The organism is Veillonella sp. VA139 (assembly GCF_003992005.1).
Classification (GTDB): domain Bacteria; phylum Bacillota; class Negativicutes; order Veillonellales; family Veillonellaceae; genus F0422.
Genome location: NZ_RQVL01000010.1, coordinates 1 through 20919 on the forward strand (window position 1 = coordinate 1; position 20919 = coordinate 20919).

Here is a 20919-nt window from a genome sequence, read left to right on the forward strand (position 1 = left end):
GCTCACTTACTTTCATCCATTTAATTGCTTAGAGCATTTATTTCTTAAAGAGTTTACACAAAATTCTTGACAGTACCACTCCATATAATAGGATAAGTTAAGGTTAAATGCGCATTCAACCATCTTATAAATGATATACCATAATTAGTATAGTACAAATAAAAAAGCACCCTATACGGGTGCTAAGAATAGATTGACTAGGTGGGAGTCGAACCACACGCTTCTCCACAGAGGAACGCAGTTAGACGTAGTAGCCTTGTGGCGCCCCCTTACTGTCTAACTCACACAAACGCAAGAAGAGCACTACATGTTCCTGAACAAACCTAACCACTGTATCAGTTTGAGAAGGAATATGTGGTGCTCTATCAATCCCAGAGGAACGCAGTTAGACGTAGTAGCCTTGTGGCGGTCCTTACTACCTAACTCACACAAACCCAAGAAGAGCACCACATGTTCCTGAACAAACCTAACCACTGTATCAGTTTGAGAAGGAATATGTGGTGCTCTAACAATCCTAGAGGAACGCAGTTAGTTGTAGTAGCCTTGTGGCGGTCCCTTACTATCTAACTCATACAAACACAAGAAGAGCACCACATGTTCCTGAACAAACCTAACCACTATATCAGTTTGAGAAGGAATATGTGGTGCTCTAAAACCCCAGAGGAACGCATTTAGACGTAGTAGCCTTGTGGCGGTCCTTACTACCTAACTCACACAAACGCAAGAAGAGCACCACATGTTCCTGAACAAACCTAACCACTGTATCAGTTTGAGAAGGAATATGTGGTGCTCTTCCCTTTATCATATTCAGTTAAATCGCCACAGGCTACATAGACTAGCAAGAGACGATTTTGATGAATTTCCGTTTCCCAACTTGCAATACCATCCCATCTTTCAAAATGATATGCTCTTCATTGCATTTTTCACCATCGATTTTAAAAGCTCCCGCTTTAATAGATCGCCTCGCTTCCCCATTACTTGCTGTTAATCCTGCATCAGATAATAATTGTGGCACGAAAACAGGTTCTGCTGTAATAGCCACTTTATATTCAGGAATATCTGTTGGCATCGCATGTTTTTGGAACACACGAATAAACTCATCTTGACCAAAGTTAGCAGCTTCTTCACCATGGTATAAACGAACAATGGTATGTGCCAATTTCATTTTAACATCTCTTGGATGTGCTGCACCAGACTCTAAATCTTTGCTCAATTGTTCTTGTTCTTCAATACTCATGTCTGTTACCAACATAAAGTAACGCATCATTAACTCATCTGGAATCGACATAGCTTTACCATACATTTCAGAAGGTGCCTCGCTAATACCAATGTAGTTGCCAAGGGATTTACTCATTTTTTGAATCCCATCAAGACCTTCTAAAATCGGCATCGTGATGATCGTTTGTTCTGGCATACCTTCTTCGCCTTGTAGATGACGACCCATCAACAAATTGAAAGTTTGGTCAGTACCACCAAATTCCACATCAGCTTTCAAAGCAATAGAATCATACCCTTGCATCAATGGATACATAAACTCATGAATGCTAATTGGTCGACCTTCTGTGTATCGTTTATGAAAATCATCACGTTCTAACATACGAGCTACAGTATATTTAGACGCTAATTTCAAAACATCAGCAAAATCTAATTTACTCAACCATTCGCTATTGAAACGAACTTCTGTTTTTTCTGCGTCTAAGACTTTGAAAATTTGCTCTTGGTATGTTTTTGCATTCGTAATGACTTGTTCTTCCGTCAACGGTGGACGTGTTACACTTTTACCCGTAGGGTCACCAATACGAGCTGTAAAATCACCAATTAAGATGATGACTTTATGACCAAAATCTTGGAACAGTTTTAGCTTGCGCAACACAACAGTATGACCTAAATGGATATCTGGTGCTGTTGGATCCAAGCCCAATTTAATAATCAATGGCGTATTGGTTGCTACAGCCTTCTCTAATTTCTTTTTAAATTCATCTTCCGGTAAAAGATCAGCTACCCCATAGGAAATGAGGCGAAACTGTTCTGCTGCACTAATCATAATTATCTCCTATATTACTGTGAACTTTTAGAGGATTTAGGAGTAATAACGGGGTCTTTCCCTTTATTACTTTTTGATTTAGAAGGACTCTCATCATTTGATGTTGTACCATCATCGTTATCTAAATCTCCTTCTCCATCTTTCTTATCTTTATCTTTTTTATCTTTGTCATCTTTTTTCTTATCTGTAGCTGGGTTTGTATTACCTGCATATGCCTCTGGTCCTACTCCGTCTGGCACCGTGAAATTAGACGCAGGTGTATCAGCCAAAGCTGCTTGCATATATTGTCTCCAGATAATCGCTGGTGTTTGACTGCCTGTAGTGCCATGTAATGTTTCAGAACCACTGTCGTCACCCATCCAAACCACTGTCACTAAATCAGGTGTATATCCTGCAAACCAAGCATCCTTTTCTTCATCGGTAGTACCAGTTTTCCCTGCTGCTGGTCGACCAAAGTACGCGTTTCCACCTGTACCGTATTTAATAACAGATTCCAACATATTTGTCATCATATACGCATATTTTGGTTCCACAACACGAGTTTCGTCCAAGGACTCTTCTTCTACAATATTTCCATTGCGATCAACGATTTTTGTAATTGATACAGGTTTTACTTTCACACCATTATTAGCAAGTACACCATAGGCTACTGCCATATCTATCGGTGTAACCCCATTGGTCAAACCACCTAAGGCTACAGCTAAGTTATTATCACCTTTTTTATCCAATGTGGTAATACCCATTTTTTCTGCTAAGTCTAGCACGTTGGACATACCCACTTTATCTGCAGCCAATACAGCTACTATGTTGTTGGAATGAGCCACAGCATTATGCATTGTCATGGCACCGTAGTGTTTACGGGAATAGTTTTGCGGTTTCCATCCATGGAACTCTGACGGCTTATCCACATAGATGGTACCTGGGTTATCCCCATGTTTTAAGGCGGCCAAATATACAAATGGTTTAAAGGCCGAACCTGGTTGACGCACCGCCATGGTGGCACGGTTGAAAGAATCTGTACCACGACCACCTACCATGGCTACGATATGACCATTGTGAGGATTGATTGAAATCAATGCCCCTTGAGGCTGACGTAGCCCATTTTCATCCGTGTAATAATCTGGTAAGTTTTCCATCGCTTTTTCTGCCGCACGTTGTGCTTTCATATCAATAGTGGTATAGATTTTCATACCTTCCTTGTAGATAGCATTGTCTCCATAGCGTTCCGATACTTCATTGATGACATAGTTAACGAAATATCCCATACTTCCATATCCATTAGAGGATTGAGGCTTATCCAACAAGTGGATATCTGCTTGTTTCGCCTCTTCTGCATCAGCTTGGGACAAGTAATCATATTTTACCATCTGCCCCAATACAACGGCTTGTCGAGCTTTCGCTGCTTTCAGATTATTAAATGGAGAATAATAGTTAGGACTTTGTGGTAAACCCGCTAAAATCGCCATTTGCGATAACGATAAATCTTGTACATCCTTACCAAAATACACATGAGATGCAGTTTGCACACCATACGCCCCTTGACCAAAGTAAATTTGGTTCATATACATTTCTAGGATTTCATCTTTAGTATAGCGTTGTTCAATACGTAAAGCCAACAAGGCTTCCATAATCTTTCGTTTGAAAGTACGATCTTGCGTTAGGAAAGCATTTCTAGCTAATTGCTGAGTAATGGTAGAACCACCTTCCGCCACACCATCGTGAACGATATTAACCCACACAGCACGCAAGATACCAATAGGGTCAATTCCATGATGACTGTAGAACCGATTATCTTCCGTCGCTATAAATGCATTTTGTAGATTCTTTGGAATTGTGGCCAATTTTACTGGCACACGATTTTCTTCTGAATGAACGGTAGTTATCAATTCATTATTGGCGTCATAAATTTGGGATGATGCGGCAGGCTTTACATTGCCCACATCCGGCAGGGAAGACATAGTAGCCCCTAAAAAGCCACAGCCTGCTCCTGCTACAATCAATATAAATAAGATGAAAAACAACCAAAAGGAACGCTTCCATGATGATTTCTTCTTCACTGGTTTCTTTTTCACAACTCGTCTCCGAGGAGGAACGGGTCTTGATGAACTAGGATTCATATGTCACCTCTCTAAAGCTCATTATTTCCGATAGAACTTACTTAATTATACTCTATTTGCAGATTTTTGTACAAATCCAATTATCTTCCTAGTATATCACCACAATTTAGAAAATATGAAAGTATTCAAAACAAAACCGTATAGGGTTCGTTATTTCAACAACACTGTGGTCGCACCTGCCCCACCTTCATCTAAACTAGCTAGGTCATAGCTTTGTATACCTGGCAAGGTTCGTAAATAATCGTGAACACCCGCACGCAAAGCTCCCGTTCCTTTGCCATGGACAATACGAACAGAGTTCAGCCCTGCCAAGATAGCTTGGTCAATAAATCGACCTACTTCTACAACGGCTTCATCTACAGTTTTACCAATAATATTGAGCTCTGTAGAGGCTTGTTGCTGGCGAACCACAGCCATCCCTGACCGTTTCCGTTGACGATTGGACATAGGTGTAGGATTTTCTTTGCGCAATAAGGCACTAGCTTCTTCACGGGTGGCGGCTAATAGGTCTTTTTCTTTCACAGTCACTGTCAGTCCATTCATATCGACTTGAATCCGTTTTCCTTGAATAGCCAATATAGTGCCCAACGATTGTAAATTATCTAGGAACACAACATCTCCCACTTTTACCTTAGTCACATCTAAAGAATCTCGTTTTTCTATCACACCTGTAGGAACCGCCACATTGGATACGCCTTTTCTAGCTTTAGATATGGCATCCTGACGTTTTTGTTTATCCGCTTCATTGAAAGAACCTTTTAACTCTTTAATGATTTGTTCACTTTCAATACGAACTGATCGTTTCATATTTTGTGCTTCTTCGCGAGCTTTTTCTAAGATGATCTTTTTCTTATCTTGCAACGCTTTTTTATCACGCATCACTTGAGTGCGCATACGGCGCACTTCTTCTTGTTCCTTTTTCAAAGCTCGTTCTCGCTCTTGCGTTTTTCTAAGTTCTTGATTTAACTCACGAAGCATATCTTCCATAGCACTGCGTCCATTCAGTTCCCACTGTTTGCGTGCTAAGTCCACCACTTCTTGCGGTAATCCTAAGCGTGCTGCAATGCTAAGTGCATGTGAACTACCTGCTACACCAATATGTAAACGGTACGTAGGACGTAATGTTCTTTCATCAAACTCTACATGACCATTTTCGACGCCTTCCGTTTGATACGCATAGGTTTTCAACTCATTATAATGCGTGCTCACCATCATGAGTGCTCCTTTTTTACGGAAGTATTCAATGATTGCAATCCCTAAGGCACTTCCTTCTTCTGGATCCGTACCAGAACCTAATTCATCTAGTAATACTAAATCATTTGGTCCTACCTTTTTCAGTATCCGTATTACCTGTGACATATGGGCAGAGAATGTACTCAAGCTGGCTTCAATGCTTTGTTCATCTCCAATATCTGCATAGATATGGTGAAAGATTGGTAATGTAGATCCGCTGTCAGCTGGAATACATAATCCACTTTGGTTCATTAATGCCAACAATCCCAATGTTTTTAGAGACACTGTTTTACCACCTGTATTGGAACCTGTAATCAACAAAATACGATACTTCGTCCCTAAAGTGATGGTAGTAGGAACTACCACATTCGGAGCTAGCATAGGATGACGGGCTTGTAGTAAATTCACTTCTCGACCTTGACTGATGATGGCACGGGCGGCTTTCATCCGTATGGCTAATTCTGCTTTTCCATAGACAAATTCCACATGGGATACACGTTTACATGCATCTAATAATGTATCTGCATGAGCTCGCACGAGTTCCGTTAATTCTTTATAAATGCGCAGTACTTCCTGTTCCTCTGCCAAGGTAGTTTCCTGTAATTCATTATTTAAGTCTACCAATCGCATAGGTTCAATATATAATGTGGCACCTGTAGCTGATCTATCATGGATAAGACCAGGAAATGCTCCTCGATATTCTTGTTTAACAGGAATCACGTAACGATTATTACGCATAGTAACGATAGCTTCTTGGAAGTATTTTTGATTGTCCTTGTCCTGCAATATTCTTTGTAGGTCATTTTTGATAGCATTTTTGGTGCGGCTCATGGTCATACGCAACTGTTGTAGTTTCGGTGTAGCACTATCTAATAATATACCGTAGGCATCAAAAGTTCGTTCAAAGCGCTTGGTCAGCTTATCGTGACTAGGCAAATCCTGTACCCATAAAGATAGTAATGGATAGAGCAAATATTTTTCTTTAAAAAACCGATGCATCCGATTATATGCCAAGATAGTGGTATGCAAGTCCCAAAGCTCTTCACGAGTCAAAATAATTTCTTTACGACTTTTCGTACAAGTTGTACGAATATCTTTCGTGCCACTGATGGGTTGCTCCACTTCTTGCTCTAAGGAGCGCATAGCTTCCACAGTTTCATCTAGGGCATCTTCAATTTTTTGACGGTTGTGCATAGGTTGCAAATTCAGTGCATATTCTTTAGCTATGGCAGAGGAACACACATCTGCCAGCTTTTGCCGTATATGTTGAAAGTCTAAGACTTGTTCACTATTCATTATGATTCCCCTAAAATTCCTTTAAAAAAGTGTCCTCGTGTGATATGAGTAGCTCCTTCTTTGCTCGGTGCTTTCACAGTCCCTTCTAGTAATTGACGATACATACTTACCTCGTTAGCAATCCATTTAGGACTTCGTTGTCTTCCGTCAAGGACTAGACGTTGTAATCCAGAACGTCGTAAGTCATCGATATAGCTTTTCATATCTAACTCACGGCTATTCATAATATGGGTACGACAGAATGGATCTGTATAAATAGCAAATAGTTCACCCTTTCTATCCTGTAAAGCATAGTCTTGTTTCGTACACACTAATGGACAACCTCGTTTATAACCTGTACCGGCAAAACTGCTGATAGGACAATACTCAGAAATCATCAATTCTACACGGCCCTGCACAATAGCTCCAATAGGCATAATATTTTTACTTGCCATCGTATTCATTTGATACAAGGTAGCCTCTAAGGACACATTGACAGTACTAAATCCTAAGTCATTCAGTATGCCTAAGGTGTGAGAGTTAAAGGTTTGCAATCCTGTATCACCTTCCACAATTCCTGTATATCCCAGTTGATGTAATACTTCTAAAGCGCCCAAGAAATGTACTCGAATCCCATCTGGATTGGCTTGTACCATATGGGTTACCATATCCCTAAAGGCTGTACTTTCATTATCCTTAATCACCCTTGGGGTGCTAAATATAATTTCTTTGTTAGCCTCACGACACATTTGTACAGCTTCTTGATAGACAGGATATGCCACTGGGATTCTGTGTAATGGATCGCCAAATACAATACGGTCTACTGGCGTCATCACAGCCTGCTGCAGGCCTTCTAAGGAATCCACTAAGATTTCTAATTGTTTTGTATTAGATTCTAGGATATGCGCCTGTGTAAATCCTAACACCTGTCCTACTGTTTTTGTCATGTCTCCTAATAATTCCATCCCTGTGGGCAAGTTTGCTTTACGTGCTTCCCATGATGCCTCGTATTGTTCTATTAGCAATTCTTCCATAGCCTCTACAGCATGTCTACGAAGACTATTTAAGACACTGCTAGGCCACATGAAAGAACCTTCGGGAACCGTCACATGATCTAACTCAAATAAAGTATTTCCTAAACGACCTAATTGTTCCGTAATTTTCTCCACAGAAGTAGGCTTGTGATTAGCCATTTGTAATACATATTCATCAGTGACTGTTACCGTTTGACCAGACTCTAACATCATCGTTAATGACACAGTCCTACCTTCTTCGCCATGTAAGAACATATAGGACTTGTATTTGCGAGTAAAATCTTTTAAGCCCCGTTGTTTGGTGTATCCTCCTTGGCTGGCACGATAGACCTTGCCAGATTCCATACGTTCAGTGAGAGGTATCTTGTATACATCATGGTGGTATGTCATATCTGAGGAAACCGTAATATAGTGCACATCTCCCGTATGGGCGATAAGTTTCAGTAAGTCGCCTTCCGCCACAGCCTCCTTAGTACGCAAGACTAGCGTACGTCCTTTGACCTGCCCTTCTCCTAAATATTTTCCTAAATGATTAGGAGCACTAATAGTCATCATTGATTTAGAACCATTATTTTCTAAATAAGCCGTAGAGAATCCTCGATTAAATCCTTCTTCTAAGCGAGCAAAATCTGCCTCTGTGGCTTGTCCAGATCTATCAATAATGGTCCGATACGTGCCGATGACTTCATGCACATAGGATACCTTTTTCATACGACCTTCTATTTTGAAAGAGGCTACACCAGCTTCGATGAGCTCTTTCATATACGCACTATAATTTAAATCCTTAGGGCTCATGATATAAGTTTCTTTGTCATGAGTAATTTGTTCACCATCTACGGTAACCAATTGGTATGGCAAGCGGCATGGTTGGGCACAAGATCCACGGTTCCCACTACGACCACCGATAAAGCTACTCATCAAACATTGTCCAGAGTAGGAAATACAAAGAGCACCATGAATAAAGACTTCTATTTCCGCCTTTGCATGTTTACAAATATGCCGAATTTCATCTAAACTCAATTCTCTAGATAAGACAACTCGAGTAAACCCCAATCGTTCTAAAAATTGTACAGTCTCCAAGTTAGTAGCTGTCATTTGTGTACTACCATGAAGCTCTAAGGTAGGCGCCACTTGTCGAGCCATCCTAGCAACCCCTAAATCTTGTACAATAATGCCATCTACACCAATACGTTCTAACTCACGTAGATGCTCTGCTAAGGCTTTGCTTTCACGGTCCCCTACTAAAATATTCACCGTTACATAGATACCAACCTGTAGAATATGTGCTAAACGTAAGGCCTCTCGCAACTCATCATATTCAAAATTGCCTGCATGAGAGCGCGCATTAAAGACCTTACCGCCTAAATAAATGGCATCAGCCCCTGCTTCAAGGGCTGCCATGAAGTTTTCCATTGTCCCTGCTGGGGCTAATAATTCCATCATAACTCCTTATAATAAATCGGTCATCCCAAAAGAGAGATGACCGATTGTTACATCCCGTAGGATTTACGTATTATCGTAAAGTGCAACCTTTGTCTGCTAATTTTGCTAACATCGCTTGGATTCTATCTTCAATATCAGCATCTACTAATGTACCTTCATGAGAACGGAAAGACACGGTATACGCCAAGCTACGATAACCTTCTTGAATATGTTCCCCTTCGTATACGTCAAAGATACGAACACTTTCAAGATATTCGCCACCTTCTTGTTCCATCACTGCCAAGATGTCACCCGCTTGTACTGTGTTTGGTGCCACAATGGCCAAGTCACGACTTGTGCCAGGGAATTTAGAAATTGCTGTAAAAGAAATTCCTTTGCGGTTCACTTGTAACAATGCTTCTAAATCCATTTCAAATAAATATGCTTTACCACTAATGTCATAATGACTTGCTACTTGTGGATGTAGTTCACCAAAGCGTACAATTTCAACACCCTCTACGGAGATACTAGCACTCACACCTGGATGTAAATAATACTCTTTACTTCTACTAATTGCATAATTTTCAACACCAAGATTTACTAATACAGATTCAATAATACCTTTTAGATCATAGAAGTCTACATTTCTAACCGGTACATTCCATTCTTGGCGATCCCATTTGCCTAGGATAACCCCTGCTGCCATCATGCGTTCGTTTGGCAATTCTGTAAGCGGCAATGCCTTAGGTTCGTACACGGCAGCTACTTCAAAAACGGCTAAATCTAAATTCTTATGAGCTACATTTCGTTTTGCTGTTTCTAAGACGCTAGGTACCAAAGTAGTACGCATCACCGGGAACTCTTCGGAAATTGGGTTCAGAATAGGAATCGTTTGATGTCTTCTATCTGTTTCAGGAATTAACAAATCTTGTAAACTATCTTTATGCATGAAACTAAAAGTAATAATTTCATCTAAACCAGCTTCAGCCAAAGCATGTTTTACATCATGTACTAATGCATGCATAGGAGATACTGTTCCCGTTTGGATTCGTGCCAATGGCGTAGTAGGTGCAATATTATCATAGTTGTGAATGCGTGCTACTTCTTCTGCAATATCTGGCATGCCTGTTACATCATCACGCCAAGATGGAATAGTAGCCACTAATGCCTCACCATCAACTTTCACGGCGAAGGATAAAGTTGTTAGGATAGTAATCATCTCTTCTTCTGCAATATTAGTACCTAAATACGAATTCACAGCTGCGCTTGTGAAAGACACTGTACGCACTTCTTTTGGCGCTGCATATACATCAATCACACCTTTTGCTACTACAGCACCTGGTGTAATATCCAACAACAATTGTGCTGCCCGCTCTAACGCTAGTGGTGTCACTTCGCTATTCACACCACGTTCAAAACGGCCAGATGCTTCAGAGCGTAAACCTAATGCACGAGATGTACGGCGAATAGAGGCACCATTGAATACAGCAGCTTCTAACACTACTGTTGTTGTTTCAGTGGATACTTCACTATCCGCACCACCCATGACACCAGCAACCCCTACAGGACGAGTAGCATCAGCGATAACAAGCATAGTATCTGTTAATGTACGATCATTGCTATCTAAGGTTTGAATCACTTCGCCTGCTGTTGCTTTACGAGCCACTAAACTATGTCCATGAAGATGATCATAGTCGTAAGCATGCATTGGTTGACCTAATTCTAACATCACATAATTCGTTACGTCCACCACATTATTGATAGGACGAATACCACAATTACGCAAACGATTTTGTAGCCATAATGGAGATTTTTGAACTGTTACGTTTTCAATCAAACGTCCCATGAAACGAGAGCATAACTCTGTATCAGCAATAGAAATATTCAAACGACCTTCAATAGATGGTCCCTCTTCTTGGACGGTTACCTCTGGGAATGTAGCTTCTGTTTTATCTAATACGGCAAATTCACGGCTTAAACCAACCATGGAGAAACAATCTGCACGGTTTGGCGTCAACTCAAATTCATAGACTACATCGTTAAGACCTAGTACTTCTTTTACATCTTGTCCAATAGCTGTGTCTTCAGGGAAAATGTAAATACCTGTCGCTTCTTCTGGCAATACTACATCTGTGGATAAGCCGAACTCAGCCACAGAGCAGAACATGCCTTCCGACACTTCTCCACGAAGTTTACCTTTTTTAATTTCTGTGCCATCTGCTAAACGAGATTTATGGTACGCTACAGGAACGATTTGTCCCACTGCCACATTGGTTGCCGCTGTTACGATTTGTTTCGTCACAGGCTCCCCTTCTTCTGTTAAGCATTCCACTTGGCATACTTGTAATTTATCTGCATCAGGATGTTTCGTAATTTCTACGATTTTTCCTGTGTATATTTTTTTAATACCTGTATCACAGTTGATTACTTCTTCTACTGGAATACCTGCTTGTGTTAAGGCATCTGCAAACTCTTGAGGGTTCTCGCCAAAATTCACAGATACATAGTCTTTCATCCATTGTAAACTAGCTTTCACGATAACCTCCTAGAATTGCGTTAAGAAACGTTTATCATTTTCATAGAATAAACGTAAATCATTAATACCATATTTCAACATTGCAATACGTTCTACGCCCATACCAAAGGCAAACCCTTGCACTTCATTTGGATCGTAACCATTCAGCTTCAATACATTGGGATGGACCATACCACAACCAAGAATTTCTAACCACCCTGTATGGGAACATACACGGCATCCTTCACCGTGGCACATACAACAAGAAATATCTACTTCTGCACTTGGTTCTGTGAAAGGGAAGAAACTTGTACGGAAACGTACAGCTGTATCTTCACCAAACATGTATTTCAAGAATAATTCCAATGTTCCTTTCAAGTCAGAGAAGGTAATATTTTTATCAATAACAAGTCCCTCTACTTGATGGAATACTGGAGAATGTGTGGCATCATAGTCCCAACGATATACTTTTCCCGGTGCGATCATGCGGATAGGTGCATTTGTTTCACTACGTTGTAATGTTCTAGCTTGTACTGGAGATGTATGGGTACGAAGCAATACGGAATCGGTAATATAGAAAGAATCTTGCATATCACGAGCTGGATGATCTGCAGCTAAATTCAAGCATTCAAAGTTAAAATAGTCTGACTCAATTTCAGGACCTTCTTCTACAGCATAGCCCATAGACACAAAAAATTGTTCAATTTCTCCATTGATTTTTGTTAATGGATGTAAATGGCCTTTACGAACAGGACGACCTGGCAATGTAATATCAATGGTTTCTTTTTCTAATTTAGCTGTAAGTACAGCAGCTTCCATTTGTTGTTGTACTGCATCTAAGGCTTCTTCCAACGCTACACGCACTGTATTCACCAAGGCCCCCATAGCAGGACGCTCTTCTGGAGATAATTTCCCCAGTCCTTTTAATAAGGACGTAACTTCTCCCTTTTTACCTAAATAGGTAACACGAATATCTTGTAATTCCTGCAAGTTCGCAGCCCCTTGAATTTGGGCGATTGCCTTCTCTTGCAATGCTTGCAATTGTTCTTTCATTGATTCCTATCCTCCAACTATTCTTCATCTAACAACGACCATGGTAATTCAGGTAATACCAAATCGTCAAGAACCATAAAGGTCCCACTTCCCATATAGACAAGTTCTCCCATATCATTATATAAACGACAGGATGTAACCATCGTACTTTGACCTTTGTGTTCCACATTGGATACACCACGGATTCTTGCATTTTTCGGCAATGATTTTACAAAATTACCATTAATTTGCGCCGTTGTCACTTGCTTTCCTAGTGTAATACAAGCCAATCCCATGAGATAATCTGACAAACTCAGATGTACACCTCCGTACACATCGCCTCGCGGATTACTGTGCAATGCTTCTTCACTGTGAAAGTCTAGTTCCACATGTCCTGGTGACACATTCTTAAGTGTGACATGATGTAACACCTCAAAAGGATGTGAACTTGTATGCTCTTGAAAGTATTCTAATAATGTTCTATGTTCCATATAGTTAACCTTTCTAAGCTCATCTTTTTATTATAGAGGAAAGACTACCTCATTATCAATAGACCTGCTTAGAAATCCTTGATTAAATCCAATAATCCTTGCTCATCCATCACAGGGATACCCAATTGTTCTGCTTTTGTTAATTTACTACCGGCATCCTCACCAGCGATGACCAAGGTAGTTTTTTTACTGACAGACCCTGTTACCTTCGCTCCATGCGCTTCTAAGATTGCCCCTGCTTCAGAACGACCCATGGAAGTGAGCTTACCAGTCAATACAATGATCTGTCCTTCTAGTTCATTGCCTACGGTTTCTTGTACTTCCTCTTCTAAGCGTACGCCCGCATGACGTAATCCTTCAATCAATTGACGATTTCGTTCGTTTCCAAAATATTCTACCAAACTTTTCGCCATAGTAGGACCTATTTCATCAATGCTAGTTAACTCATCTATGGTGGCATTCATCAAGCTATCAATGGAAGTAAAGTATTTTGCAATGGTTTGCCCTGCTTTCGCCCCAATTAAACGTATACCCAGTCCAAATAACACTCGACCTAAGCCACGTTCTTTAGAATCGTCAATCGCTTTTAGTAAGTTTTGGGCAGACTTTTTCCCCATTCGCTCTAAGGATGTAATATCCTCTTCTTTCAAATGGTATAAATCTACCACTGTTTCAATGCGATGGTTCGTCACTAACGCTTCCACAATACTAGGACCTAATCCATCAATGTTCATGGCATCACGGGAGGCAAAGTGAATGATACCTTCCTTCTCTACTGCTGGGCAATGTTCATTACTACAATAGATGGCTACTTCCCCTTCACGGCGCACCGTAGGAGATTCACAAACTGGGCAAGCATTCGGCATTTCGTAAGGTACAGAATCTGATTGTCGCTTATCTACCACCACAGAAATGACCTCTGGAATAATTTCTGCGGCTTTATGAATACGTACCGTATCTCCGATACGAATGTCTTTTTCTTTAATAAAGTCTTCATTGTGCAACGTAGCCCGTGATACATTCGTGCCAGACACGAACACAGATTCTAATTCTGCCGTTGGCGTGAGCACACCTGTACGACCTACATTGATTGTAATGTCCTTCACAATCGTTTCCACTTCTTCTGGTGGATACTTGAATGCGGTCGCCCATTTGGGATCCTTCGCTGTGGTGCCCAAGGTTTCTTGGTCTTCAAAATCATTCACTTTGATGACCATCCCATCTGTATCATATGGTAACTGATGACGTTCTACGTCCCAGTAATGAATGTGTTCCACCACCTCTGCGATAGAATGGCACACTTTATAGTGAGGATTGACATGAAATTTAAAAGCTTCGAGTTGCTCTAATAATTCCTGTTGTGTATGTATGTTAGATCCTTCTGATGAACCAATCGCATAGGCAAAGAAATCTAGATTACGACTTGCTGTAATAGCTGGATCTTGTTGTCGCAAAGAGCCTGCTGCGGCATTCCGAGGGTTCACAAACGTTTGCAAGCCTGCTTCTTCTCGTTCTTCATTGATGCGAGTAAACTCCTTGTGAGGCATGTAGGCCTCTCCTCTAATTTCAATGAAAGGTGGGGCATTTTCAATCACTAAAGGTATGGATTGTATAGTTTTTACATTCGCTGTTACATCTTCTCCTACACGACCGTCGCCACGTGTGACAGCACGTACAAAGAGCCCATTTTCATAATGCAAATTAACCGCTAAACCATCAATCTTTAATTCCACTACATACTTCGGTGCATGCCCCAGTTCCTTTTGACAGCGCCCGTCAAATTGTTCTACTTCAGCATCATTAAATACATTACTTAAGCTCAGCATTCGTTGTCCATGCACTACTTTTTCAAAGCTACCTTCCACCTTGGATCCCACACGTTGCGTAGGAGAGGTCGGTACAATATACTCTGGATGTGCTGTTTCTAACTCTACTAATTTTCGATATAGTACATCATAGTCATAGTCTGAAATAACTGGCGCATCTTTTACATAATATAAATACCCGTGATGGGCTAATTCTTTTTGTAATTGTTGAATGTCTTCTTGAATACTCATTGTGTGATTTCCTTATTTTTTTCGTATAGGAGCAAACTTAGCCATAATTTGTCGTAATCCTTGCATAGGGAACTCAATTTTTAATTTTACATTGGCTCCTTCACCGACTACATCCACTACCGTTCCTTCACCCCATTTAGCATGAATAGCAGTATCTCCCACAGTCCAATCTACTACCTGTGGATTACGAATCATAGGTTTTGTAACAGGTCGATTCGCTACAGATTGATGGAATGGTACATTTCGTTGTAATTCTTCCTTCACAGTTCGTTTTTGACGTACTTCTTCTACAAGCTCACTGGGAATTTCTTTTAAGAAACGAGATGGTAAATACCCAGTAGTTTTACCAAATACAGTCCGTGTTGTGGCATTCGATACATATAACTCTTCTTCCGCTCGAGTAATCCCTACATAGGCAATACGACGCTCTTCTTCCACTTCTTCTGGATTCATCAACGTACGGCTATGAGGGAATAATCCTTCTTCTAAACCAGCTAAGAATACCACGGGGAACTCTAGTCCCTTTGCAGCATGCAACGTCATTAAGGTCACTTTGGATTCCTCTTGTTCAAAGGAATCTACATCATTCACTAACGCCACTTGCTCAAGAAAGTCTTGCAGTGTGCCTTCTGGATTTGTATCCATAAACTCTTTGGCTACCGATACCAACTCACCAATATTTTCCAATCGCGCTTGGTCTTGTGGGTCTGTACTATTTTCCAACTCTACTACATATCCAGTCCGATCTAATACGGCCTCAATAATACCTTGTACGGAAAGCTCTGTAGCCTCGTTAACTAAGGTAAAAATTAAACCCATAAAACCTTCTAACTTTTCTTTCGTTTTACCTTTTATCGTAGGAATTTGATTCAATTGACTTAATGTCATAAATAAAGAATTATTTGTTTCTCTTGCAAAATCTTGCAACTTTCCTACTGTAGTTAATCCAATACTACGTTTTGGTACATTAATAATACGTTGTAAGCAGATATCATCAAATGGATTGATTAAAATACGCAAGTACGCCAAAATATCTTTGATTTCTTTACGATCATAGAACTTGGTGCCTCCTACCATTGTATAAGGAATACCCCGTTTAATCATGGATTCTTCTAGCACACGAGACTGTGCATTAGTACGATATAAAATAGCCATATCTCCATAACTACGATTGTGAATTTCCTTTTGTTTTTTGATGGTATCTCCTATGAAAGCTCCTTCTTCTTGCTCCGACTGGGCTTCAAAATGACGGATTTTTGCTCCATCACCTTTATCTGTCCACAAGACTTTTTCAGGACGACCTTCATTATAATCAATAACAGCATTCGCAGCTTCTAATATGGTTTTTGTAGATCGATAATTTTGTTCTAGCTTGATCAATTTTGCGTTAGGGTAATCTTTTTCAAAATCCAAGATATTTTGAATATCAGCACCACGCCAAGCATAGATACTTTGATCCACATCACCTACAACGCATAAATTATTCCATTTAGAAGCTAATAAAGACGCCAATGTATACTGTGCATGGTTTGTATCTTGATACTCATCGATCATAATATAACGGAAACGATGACTGTGCTTTTCTAGTACCGTTGGATTTTCTTGTAATAATTTAACAGCTACTAGCAATAAATCATCAAAATCTAAGGCGTTATTTTTTCGCAATTCGGCTTCATAATAATCGTACACCTTAGACACTTGTTGTGAATAAAAATCACGAGCTTCACTGCGGAAATCCTTAGCTAATTTCATTCTATTTTTTGCATCGCTAATCTGTGCTTGCATGGCGCCCACAGGATAGTACTTATCATCTAAATTTAGTGCTTTAATTGCTTGTTTAATCACTGCTTGAGAATCACTAGAATCGTAGATGGAAAAGTTTTTACTGTATCCCATGAAGGAATCTAGTTCAAAACGCAAAAATTTAGCACAAAAAGAATGGAATGTACTAAGCCAAATACGGTGTGCTGTATCCCCTACTAAGGTTTCCACACGTTCTTTCATTTCTTTAGCCGCTTTATTGGTAAATGTAATGGCTAAAATTTCATAGGGGCTTACCCCTTGTGTCAACAAATAGGCGATACGATATGTTAACACTCGTGTTTTACCTGATCCAGCGCCAGCCAATATAAGAAGAGGCCCTTCAGTTGCGTATACTGCCTCTTGTTGCTCTTTATTTAAACCGTCAAATATCATAATACCTCTCTTGCATATAACAAGGGTGCGCTGTGTTTCACTACAACGCACCCCCTATGATAAATTAGCCTTTCATAGCACCCACGATTGGTGGTACTACTTGTTTTTTACGGGATAATGTATGTTCTAAATATACTTCATTGTCCACAGGTTGTGCATTAAATGCGGCTGCTACCACATCATTCGCATCTCCAACAAAGATTAAGTTTGTTGCTTCTGTTAAGATATTGGTAATCATCAAATAGGATGCGCTATAGTTATTAGCACTGCGCAATGTTTCCATAGCTTTTAACAAGCATCCTTTACGACCCAAAATATCTGTTGTATCCATCACTTGGATTTGACCAATACTGATAATTTTACCATTCGCTTCAAATTCTTTTAAATCTGTACGCACGATTTTTTCATCGGAATAATCAGATACATCAGAACCAGCTTTCAATAAATCCATACCATATTCTTCTAAGTTAACACCAGCAATAGTTGCTAATTTTCTCGCTGTTTCTTTATCTTTTTCAGTGCAAGTAGGAGAACGGAATAATACTGTATCGGAAATGATGGCAGACAGCATCAAACCAGCAATATTTTTAGGAATCTCTTGGCTATATTGCCAGTATAAATTAGCAAGAATTGTACAAGTACATCCTACAGTTTCATAATGAATGAAAATAGGATTGTCTGTTACCAAACCACCAATACGATGATGATCGATATTTTCGATTAATTCTGCTTCTTCAATATCATCGATAATTTGTACTTTTTCATTGTGGTCTACCAACACTACTTTAGTTTTTTGTTTTGGCGCTTCCACATTAGAACGAATGATACCTAAGTATGTACCATTGTCTACTACTGGATAGCCACCGATGTGGGAATTCGCTTTGAAGTCACGTAATTTTGTTTCTTTGCTAATCACTTGGCAAGAAGTTTTTGTACAAATCTCACCAGCTGTTACACCAGAGTTACCACCCATGGCAGCTTCTAAAGCATCAATTAAGCGTTGTGCCGTAATCGTACCTACATAGGCAGTACCATTTTCTACCACTGGAATGCGGTTCATTTCATATTGTTTACGCCATGCTAACACATCTTGTAACGTTGCTTTTGCATCAACTGCGGGAATTGTTTCTAAAACATCTTCTACTGTTACAGCAAAAGAAGTTACGATTTCTGGATGTTCAAAGCCAAAATACTTTAACGCAAAAGATGTTTCTTTATTGGCTTGACCTGCACAAATTGGTTGTGCTGAAAAGCCCATTTGATTTTTTAAATTTGCATAAGAAATTGCAGAACAAATAGAATCCGTATCTGGACTCTTATGCCCTGTTACTAAAATTGTATCTCTTAACATAATGTCACCTCTTATAATCATCACTTGAGTTATATATCAATGTTTCTTTATTATACCATAATCAGCCATAAAATGCATGCAAAAAAGACCCCATAAACAACAGTTTACAAGGTCTTCTCATTCGTTCCTATTACGCATTTTTAGAAACTACTTGTTCTCCTTTGTAAGAACCACATGTTGGGCAAACGCGATGCGGCATCATTGGTTCGTGACATTGTGGACAAGCTACATAACCAGGTACTTCTAATTTCCAATTAGCACGACGACGATCGCGACGGCATTTGGAAAGTCTACGCTTTGGTACTGCCATTATCTGCACCTCCTTAACATAATCACTAGGCATTAATCATCATTTTCTTCCTTCAGCAATGTTCTTAGCACTGCTAATCGAGGATCTACTACAAAGGATTCACAAGAGCATGGTGAAACATTTTGATCTGCTCCACACTGAACACACAATCCTTTGCAATCATCCTGACATAACACTTGAGAGGGCTCATTGATGATTAATGTTTCCCGAATGGTCTCCGTTAAATCAATTTCTTCCCCATCGAAAGAAATGATATCATCGTCTCCATTGTTGGAATGTGTAACACCAAAAATCTCTTCAAATGGAACAGTATGGGTATAATTAGTATCGGTTAAGCATCTTGAGCACTCATATTGTCCATTTGTTGTTATGGTACCATTCACCACATAATGTTGACCATCATAACGAAGCTCACCACTAATGGTTATATCATGACGGCTCCAAGGAAAAGCAGATACGTCACCAAGATCATTACCTGATGTCGTACATAGAAAAGGGACAATACGTCCAATCTGTTCTTTTGCTTGCTCTACTTGCAGTTTCATAATTTTACCTCGACTATACTATTATAGCTACCTATACTATCTTTGTCAAATGCTAGCCCCTATATGTTGTTAAGTTTTCATAAAACTCATACAAGACATAGCACTCAACTCTCATGTGAAAAAGAGCTCTCCTTATGGAGAGCCCTTATGTATGTGGATTAATTTATTGAAAATTAATTACATTTCTTCGAATTGGTCTTTACCAACCCCACAAACTGGGCAAAGGTAATCAGCTGGTTGATCTTCGAATTTAACGCCTTCAACAGCTTCGTCGTAAACCCAACCGCATACTACGCAAACGTATTTTTTATCCATTATGTGCACCACCTTTCGTACTAAAAGATTTGTCTCAGATACTTCATCTGTAAACAGTATACCACTACAATCGAAAACTTTCAATATATTCTCAATCATTTTCTATGTTATTTTTGTATACCTATTTGCAAACTACGCATAGCAAATAAGTGGTACAACATGGTGAATCCCATCAACGAATGCCTATGTATCACCAGCGTCGACTGGCACCGCCACCACCAGAGGCACCGCCACCAAACCCTCCGAATCCACCACCGCCAGAACGACCAGATCCACCGCCTCCTCGTCCTGAAGCAAGGATCCACAACAAGGATTGTGTAATAGACCCTCCAAACACTGTGAAATCAAGGATTAGCAATAACAAAATGCCGCCACCAATTAATAGCATTTCAAAGGGGCTTAGCTCCACTACATTCTTATCTGTATATGTTTGACTACCATCAATGGTAACCCCATATTCTTTAGCGGTTTCACCAACTAATACAGCATAGGTATTGACTACACCCTTACCTATATGCCCTTGTTTAAAATGTGGGATCGTATAGTCATCTAAGATTTGACCTGCTTTCGCATCATTAATAGCACCTTCTAGGCCATAGCCAATCTCGATGCGCATTTGCTTATCTTTCAATGCCACTAAGAACAATATGCCATTATTGGTGTCTTTCTGTCCAACACCCCAGGACCGAAACACACGATTTGCATAGTCTGTTACATCCTCTCCGTCCAATGTGGGAACCAATAAAACAGCTATTTGCGCTTTCGTTTTCTTTTGCAGTTCCAAGCCCATGCGATTCATCGAATTGATTTCTTCTTTTGTCAGGGTCTGTGTTTGATCTAAGACATATCCATTTTTAGGGGGATTAGGCACATCTAAAGCAAACACAGATAGACTCGCCAGACACATCCATATGGCGACCACTGCACAGCTGATATAAGCAGACCATGCGTATTTTTTCATCAGCCTCCCACCTTTCTTATT

Annotated in this window: 14 protein-coding genes; all 14 read right to left on the reverse strand. The window is 40.0% G+C overall.

All coding sequences use genetic code 11. From position 1 onward, the window contains the following. Window positions 1–835: 835 nt before the first annotated feature. Complete coding sequence (gene tyrS / locus EO125_RS04850) at window positions 836–2044, reverse strand: tyrosine--tRNA ligase (RefSeq protein ID WP_127147919.1); 1209 nt, start codon at window positions 2042–2044, stop codon at window positions 836–838. 14 nt (window positions 2045–2058) lie between these two features. Next, window positions 2059–4161, reverse strand: a complete 2103-nt coding sequence (locus tag EO125_RS04855; RefSeq protein WP_127147920.1) for a penicillin-binding protein 1A — start codon at window positions 4159–4161, stop codon at window positions 2059–2061. A 150-nt stretch (window positions 4162–4311) separates the two neighbouring features. Continuing rightward, window positions 4312–6690 (reverse strand): endonuclease MutS2, encoded by a 2379-nt coding sequence (locus tag EO125_RS04860; protein ID WP_127147921.1) that lies wholly within the window; start codon window positions 6688–6690, stop codon window positions 4312–4314. Next, complete coding sequence (locus EO125_RS04865) at window positions 6690–9143, reverse strand: DUF3656 domain-containing protein (RefSeq protein ID WP_127147922.1); 2454 nt, start codon at window positions 9141–9143, stop codon at window positions 6690–6692. The genes EO125_RS04860 and EO125_RS04865 overlap by 1 nt, the downstream gene beginning before the upstream one ends. A 73-nt stretch (window positions 9144–9216) precedes the next feature. Then, entirely contained in the window at window positions 9217–11661 is a 2445-nt protein-coding gene (gene pheT, locus EO125_RS04870; RefSeq protein WP_127147923.1) for a phenylalanine--tRNA ligase subunit beta, read from the reverse strand. Window positions 11662–11670: 9 nt separating this feature from the next. After that, the gene (gene pheS, locus EO125_RS04875) at window positions 11671–12693 is read right to left on the reverse strand and encodes a phenylalanine--tRNA ligase subunit alpha (RefSeq protein WP_127147924.1); all 1023 of its coding nucleotides are present in this window, start codon (window positions 12691–12693) and stop codon (window positions 11671–11673) included. 17 nt (window positions 12694–12710) lie between these two features. After that, on the reverse strand, window positions 12711–13163 hold the full coding sequence (locus tag EO125_RS04880; RefSeq protein ID WP_127068763.1) for a PaaI family thioesterase: 453 nt from the start codon (window positions 13161–13163) through the stop codon (window positions 12711–12713). A 68-nt stretch (window positions 13164–13231) separates the two neighbouring features. After that, complete coding sequence (gene ligA / locus EO125_RS04885; protein ID WP_127147925.1) at window positions 13232–15220, reverse strand: NAD-dependent DNA ligase LigA; 1989 nt, start codon at window positions 15218–15220, stop codon at window positions 13232–13234. A gap of 12 nt (window positions 15221–15232) precedes the next feature. After that, the gene (gene pcrA, locus EO125_RS04890; protein WP_127147926.1) at window positions 15233–17416 is read right to left on the reverse strand and encodes a DNA helicase PcrA; all 2184 of its coding nucleotides are present in this window, start codon (window positions 17414–17416) and stop codon (window positions 15233–15235) included. 64 nt (window positions 17417–17480) lie between these two features. Further along, complete coding sequence (locus EO125_RS04895) at window positions 17481–18767, reverse strand: manganese-dependent inorganic pyrophosphatase (protein ID WP_127147927.1); 1287 nt, start codon at window positions 18765–18767, stop codon at window positions 17481–17483. Between the two features lie 130 nt (window positions 18768–18897). Further along, window positions 18898–19077, reverse strand: coding sequence for a 50S ribosomal protein L32 (gene rpmF / locus EO125_RS04900; RefSeq protein ID WP_009354192.1), 180 nt, complete (start codon window positions 19075–19077; stop codon window positions 18898–18900). 32 nt (window positions 19078–19109) lie between these two features. Continuing rightward, complete coding sequence (locus EO125_RS04905) at window positions 19110–19622, reverse strand: DUF177 domain-containing protein (protein WP_127147928.1); 513 nt, start codon at window positions 19620–19622, stop codon at window positions 19110–19112. 177 nt (window positions 19623–19799) lie between these two features. Further along, the gene (locus EO125_RS04910; protein ID WP_009354175.1) at window positions 19800–19937 is read right to left on the reverse strand and encodes a rubredoxin; all 138 of its coding nucleotides are present in this window, start codon (window positions 19935–19937) and stop codon (window positions 19800–19802) included. Window positions 19938–20127: 190 nt separating this feature from the next. Continuing rightward, window positions 20128–20898 (reverse strand): YgcG family protein, encoded by a 771-nt coding sequence (locus EO125_RS09830; protein ID WP_164726440.1) that lies wholly within the window; start codon window positions 20896–20898, stop codon window positions 20128–20130. Window positions 20899–20919 lie beyond the last annotated feature (21 nt).

What these genes read in the sequence shown, in the direction of transcription:
- tyrS (WP_127147919.1), bottom strand. Translation starts at nt 2,044, where the DNA reads ATGATTAGTGCAGCAGAACAGTTTCGCCTCATTTCCTATGGGGTAGCT.
- EO125_RS04855 (WP_127147920.1), bottom strand. Translation starts at nt 4,161, where the DNA reads ATGAATCCTAGTTCATCAAGACCCGTTCCTCCTCGGAGACGAGTTGTG.
- EO125_RS04860 (WP_127147921.1), bottom strand. Translation starts at nt 6,690, where the DNA reads ATGAATAGTGAACAAGTCTTAGACTTTCAACATATACGGCAAAAGCTG.
- EO125_RS04865 (WP_127147922.1), bottom strand. Translation starts at nt 9,143, where the DNA reads ATGGAATTATTAGCCCCAGCAGGGACAATGGAAAACTTCATGGCAGCC.
- pheS (WP_127147924.1), bottom strand. Translation starts at nt 12,693, where the DNA reads ATGAAAGAACAATTGCAAGCATTGCAAGAGAAGGCAATCGCCCAAATT.
- EO125_RS04880 (WP_127068763.1), bottom strand. Translation starts at nt 13,163, where the DNA reads ATGGAACATAGAACATTATTAGAATACTTTCAAGAGCATACAAGTTCA.
- ligA (WP_127147925.1), bottom strand. Translation starts at nt 15,220, where the DNA reads ATGAGTATTCAAGAAGACATTCAACAATTACAAAAAGAATTAGCCCAT.
- pcrA (WP_127147926.1), bottom strand. Translation starts at nt 17,416, where the DNA reads ATGATATTTGACGGTTTAAATAAAGAGCAACAAGAGGCAGTATACGCA.
- EO125_RS04895 (WP_127147927.1), bottom strand. Translation starts at nt 18,767, where the DNA reads ATGTTAAGAGATACAATTTTAGTAACAGGGCATAAGAGTCCAGATACG.
- rpmF (WP_009354192.1), bottom strand. Translation starts at nt 19,077, where the DNA reads ATGGCAGTACCAAAGCGTAGACTTTCCAAATGCCGTCGCGATCGTCGT.
- EO125_RS04905 (WP_127147928.1), bottom strand. Translation starts at nt 19,622, where the DNA reads ATGAAACTGCAAGTAGAGCAAGCAAAAGAACAGATTGGACGTATTGTC.
- EO125_RS04910 (WP_009354175.1), bottom strand. Translation starts at nt 19,937, where the DNA reads ATGGATAAAAAATACGTTTGCGTAGTATGCGGTTGGGTTTACGACGAA.
- EO125_RS09830 (WP_164726440.1), bottom strand. Translation starts at nt 20,898, where the DNA reads ATGAAAAAATACGCATGGTCTGCTTATATCAGCTGTGCAGTGGTCGCC.